Origin of the sequence: Rickettsia sp. TH2014 (assembly GCF_019249195.1) — a bacterium.
Classification (GTDB): Bacteria; Pseudomonadota; Alphaproteobacteria; order Rickettsiales; family Rickettsiaceae; genus Rickettsia; species Rickettsia felis.
In genome coordinates, this window is sequence record NZ_MXAX01000070.1 from 2,660 (window position 1) to 7,283 (window position 4,624).

The window sequence follows — 4,624 nt, forward strand, 5'->3', positions numbered from 1 at the left end:
CCTGAGATTGCTTCGTCAAAACTTACAGTTTTTCCTCGCAATGACGTTGAGGTTACTCTACCTCTTACTATTCTGCACCAATTTCTTTATTTCAATTTCTACTAACTCTTTAACAAGTACAGGTAGATTTTTATCAAGCCAAGCTTTAAGTTCCGGTTTTAACATCTCAATGACTAATTCTTCAAGTGCATTTTTAGATGAGATATTATTATCCAGCTTTTTATCTTTAATAGTATCGGTAAAATTTTTAAAAATATCACCTACCGCTTCAGCAGATTTAGTGGATATTAACTTTTCTTCCTCATCTTGATTTGCTATTTCCGTTAGTTCTAATATATCTTCATCTTCACTATCATTTTCATAAATAGGATTTTTACGCTCGTTAATTACTCCTTTAATCGATTTTAATATGTCTTCTACAGACATATCTTGGTTCTTTTTATTTTCCTTACTCACGTTAGAAACCTATAAACATTTTCTTTTTAATAGTCTTAAACTCTTCTTCAGGGCTAAAATATTTTACTTTAAGTTTTAAACTTTGAGCCGTTAGCTCGCCGATTAACAATTTCATTTGATATGCCGCAAGTACTGAATTCTTATACGCATCCACACGAGTTATTTTTGCTTCATACAATTTCTGCTCAGCATCTAAAACATCGAGTATAGTTTTGGAACCGACTATTTCCTCTTGCACCGTACCGTCATATGATATTTGTGCAGCCTCCACGCCTTGATTAGCTGCAACAATACGAGATTTTGCTGCTTCAAATCCTTCCCACACACTTACAACACCCGCTTGTGTCTGCTTTATCGCACTATCAAGCTGAACTGCACTACTTCTTGTTTGGTTTTTAGCCGATCTGATTCTTGAATATTGAGCTCCTCCATCTGGATAAATAGGTATGTTTACCGAAAGAATAGTAGTATAGCTTTTATTGTTTATATTTTGAACAGCTGGATCTTGTGGATTATAGTTAGTTCTACCTGATTGCAACTTTACACTTACTTGCGGCAATAATTTTCCTTTCTGCATCATTTCCAAAGCTTTCGCCGAAGTTACATTATGCCTTGCCGAATCAATATCGGGATTTAACTTAGCGGCTTTTTTTGTTAACTCATCCAATGAAGCAGGTAATCTATCAGGTAAATGAGGCATAGTTATATCAGTAGCCTCTATTCCGAATACTCTAATAAAATTTGCTTTTTTTCCTTGAAAATCGGCATAGGCAGCTAGTTTATTCGTTTCTGCCGCTGCAAGCCCTGCTCTTGCAGTTGCTATATCTATTATCGTTGCTTCCCCTAGTCTTAATTTCTCTTCAACAGTGTTAACTTGTTGTATGTTAGTACGAACTCTACTTTCAGAAATATCATATTTTTCTTTGCTCTCAAAACAATCAAGATAAGCAGTTATTAAATTTAATAATATTTTTTGTTCGCCAGCATAATATTCGCCTCGTGATGCTCTAAACCCTGATTGAGCAGCTTTAAGAGCCGCAACACTAGAACCACCGCTAAATAATGATTGCTCAATTGTTAATGCACCTTGATTGCTATCTGTCTCTTTTGGAGCAAGACCAAGCCTATCAGTATATTTTTTATTATATTTAGTCTTACTATTTTGTCTATTAATCTGCAATCCGGCACTAGGCATAAATCCTGAGAAAGCTTGAGGGAACTGCTCAATCGCATTCAAAAACTTAATTCTAGCAGCTTTCAGCTCCTCATTATTCTTATATCCTTCAGTTAAAGCTTCCTGCAAATCAACAGCAGCAGCCGAACCGGTTAGTAATAATGTGATAATAAATGTAGTTAATTTACGCATAAATTTTTTGAATAATTGATAATATGTTAGTTAGATTAGTTTAATCTTTCAAGAATATACCTATATCCTAATAAAACAATATAAATCTATTGTAGCAATGTTAGCACGTAATATAACAAAAATTAATCTCAAGGGCAATGATAACTATTTTACATTTTATTTTACGGTTATAAAGCTTTAAGATTAATTAATTTTGGTAACAAAATAATAAATTTTATGTCTATAATTAATTTTTCTAGTTTCAGCGGATTAAACAAAGAACAACAAGAAGAACTACAAAGACTGTTAATAAAATTAAAAGGTTTTACAAAATCTTTGAAAATGAATGTAAAAGATTTGGAAGATCATTTATTTTATATTTTACAAAATTCTTTAAATGAATTATCTCACACTGAAAATATCGATGTAGAGAAAATAGAAAAACTTTTTAATAGAACAATCCAAGAATCACTAACTACTTTATCTGAAGCACTTGAGAAAGCATATCAAGAACAGTTAAAAACAAAAGATATTTTTTATTTGACGGGATTATTGTAGAAAAATGTTTAAACGTTTTAGAACAAGTTTTAAAATTTCAGCAAGAATTAGATAAACTCTACCCTGGAGCTTCTAAAAAAATTATAGAATCATTAGAAAATATACTAGCTGGAGTTATATCGACTCAAATACCGATGCTTGGAATATTTATACAAACAAGCGGTATACTTGAAAAAGTAAATAACCTCATTGATTCGGAAAAATTATTACCGAAAGTAACAAACTTGCACAATGATATAAAAGAAATGAGGCAAAAGACTAAATCTAATGACCAGATTGAAAACCTTTATGAACAAGCTAAGAAAGTTGCCGCAATTTCAGAAATCTCAAAGGAAGCGCCTCGAAAAATTATTGAAATAGCAAATAAAAACCCTAATAACAGAGCTTCACTAGAGAATGTTGCAAAAGCTGCTAAAGCTATACCAAAAAGCAAAGATGAAGTAGAAGAAAAAATAGCAGAACTAAAAAGTAATATTGAAAATGCAATTCCGCAAGATATAAATATTGACAAATTAAACTCTGTAAAGAATACTATTTCGGATAATCTAAATGAAGCTAAAATAGAATTATTAAAAGTATTAAATCCGGAAGCTTCTTTTGGCGAAAAGATAGAATCCTTATGTAAAGCCGCAGAAAAAGCTACGGAAATTGCAAGCGACATAAAAAATAGTAGGAGTAATACTAGGAAGTAAAGAACTCGGAAACGTTATAAGTCTAGCAATAAAAACTAACTTATTACCGCCTCCGGTCTTAACAGTTGCAAAGCTAGCTCCTGATATAACTAACTTAGTTAATATAGATAAAGCAGTGGTTACGATGCTTTCTAAAACACAAAACTTAACTCAACAACAAGGAAGAGCAAAATAGTGTCTAATTCTAATACTCATATTTTAATTGCCATAGGTTGCTTAGCATTATTATTAATATTTTTAATGTATAAGAAAATAGCAGCACGTAAAAAAAATATATTACCTACTGAAGGAGGTAATATTGGTGATACGCCAAATGTTGCCCTTAATAGTCAAAAACCGGAAAATAAAAAGCTGACATTACAAGAAAGAATAGAATTATCTTGGAAATTCCTTTATGACATCACGGAAGTTATTTTAAATAAATTCTCTAAAGAAGATGTTATTCAAGTGAATAAATGCGGTCAAGTTTTATTTGAAAACGGCGTTAGATATGAACATGTAGTCGATCTTGCAATCCCTCAAGTCAAATCTCATACTCAAGCAGTTGAACAAGAACAATCTAAAGGTAAAAAAGCCTTAGGGGTGTAACTCTTTGCTTTAAAAAGTAGTATTTTATGCTTCTTTTTAAAGCAGGTTTAAAATCAATACTAATATAACTATTTAGGAACTCATTCCTAAATAGTAAGCTTTTTTAGGAATAAACTTTGATTAAGTTAGATTATAAAAGGCAGCATTCTTAGCTAAGTAGGTAAATTTTATTTAAACCATGTCTAGCATATATCTTGTTACTATATCGTTTAATAAAAGTAAGCAATTCTTACTAAAGGATTATGGAAAGACTTGGCATTTACTTTGTAGTTTTATCGGTTCTTTATATCAAAACGGTAATATATTAAATAATGGAGAATTTTCTAGTCCCACAAAAAATAAACTGGTTTTTTATGCAGTAATTCCTAATAAAGATACTTTTCATGCTTCACATTTAAGCTATCAGGCATTGAAAGATAAAGATGAATTAGAGCAATTGGGCGTAATAATTAGTTATAAAATAACAGCAGACTATATTAGTGCAACCCCTATTGATATTGAAGAAAATATTGAAAATGCAAAATTTCTCTATTTATATCTTATTTCATAGTCAAAAGCTTATGAAGAGCAGCTTGTATTACGTACAGATGAAGGGATATATCTACCTTTATATATAATAAATGGTAAAGACCGATATCTCGGAGGAACAATTACCTCTTGGAAAAATGATTATGCGGCGGCTCGCAGATTATGGCTTTTTCAAGCTATAAAAAATTAGAACCGTTAATGGAAAGACTATTAGCAGAATTAGACAGTGATATTTCTATAGAAGGAAGAAAAATTAGTAAGCGAATACAAAAATGTTTAAAAAAGAAAGTTTTTTATCCTATAGCAGAACCGGTATCAGGAAACTCATATGCACGTTCTAATTATTCAAATTGCCCATCTTGTAAAAAAGATTGGCAATTAAAAACAACATTTCATGGAATATTTGATTATAATTGTAGAAGTCAAGATTTAATCTTACAGACATTATAAAAATTAT

At 30.9% G+C, this 4,624-nt stretch carries 5 protein-coding genes and 1 pseudogene; 4 read left to right on the plus strand and 2 right to left on the minus strand.

All coding sequences use genetic code 11. From position 1 onward, the window contains the following. Positions 1–57 precede the first annotated feature (57 nt). Positions 58–456: a DUF2497 domain-containing protein gene (locus KYQ89_RS01090; protein ID WP_218459997.1), complete on the minus strand. Its 399-nt coding sequence runs from the start codon at positions 454–456 to the stop codon at positions 58–60. Position 457: 1 nt separating this feature from the next. Next, entirely contained in the window at positions 458–1,822 is a 1,365-nt protein-coding gene (locus tag KYQ89_RS01095; protein ID WP_218459999.1) for a TolC family protein, read from the minus strand. A gap of 216 nt (positions 1,823–2,038) precedes the next feature. Here KYQ89_RS01095 and KYQ89_RS07565 point away from each other — a divergent pair. The 4 genes and pseudogenes from KYQ89_RS07565 (at position 2,039) to KYQ89_RS07575 (ending at position 4,617) form a co-directional block, all read left to right on the plus strand. Then, positions 2,039–3,226, plus strand: a pseudogene (locus tag KYQ89_RS07565) (hypothetical protein). Beyond that, on the plus strand, positions 3,226–3,639 hold the full coding sequence (locus KYQ89_RS01110) for a DUF2660 domain-containing protein (RefSeq protein WP_218460000.1): 414 nt from the start codon (positions 3,226–3,228) through the stop codon (positions 3,637–3,639). The pseudogene KYQ89_RS07565 and the gene KYQ89_RS01110 overlap by 1 nt, the downstream one beginning before the upstream one ends. 178 nt (positions 3,640–3,817) lie before the next feature. Continuing rightward, positions 3,818–4,189, plus strand: a complete 372-nt coding sequence (locus KYQ89_RS07570) for a hypothetical protein (RefSeq protein WP_256621173.1) — start codon at positions 3,818–3,820, stop codon at positions 4,187–4,189. 140 nt (positions 4,190–4,329) lie between these two features. Continuing rightward, positions 4,330–4,617, plus strand: coding sequence for a DUF2310 family Zn-ribbon-containing protein (locus KYQ89_RS07575; protein ID WP_256621174.1), 288 nt, complete (start codon positions 4,330–4,332; stop codon positions 4,615–4,617). Positions 4,618–4,624 lie beyond the last annotated feature (7 nt).

What these genes read in the sequence shown, in the direction of transcription:
- KYQ89_RS01095 (WP_218459999.1), bottom strand. Translation starts at nt 1,822, where the DNA reads ATGCGTAAATTAACTACATTTATTATCACATTATTACTAACCGGTTCG.
- KYQ89_RS07570 (WP_256621173.1), top strand. Translation starts at nt 3,818, where the DNA reads ATGTCTAGCATATATCTTGTTACTATATCGTTTAATAAAAGTAAGCAA.
- KYQ89_RS07575 (WP_256621174.1), top strand. Translation starts at nt 4,330, where the DNA reads ATGGCTTTTTCAAGCTATAAAAAATTAGAACCGTTAATGGAAAGACTA.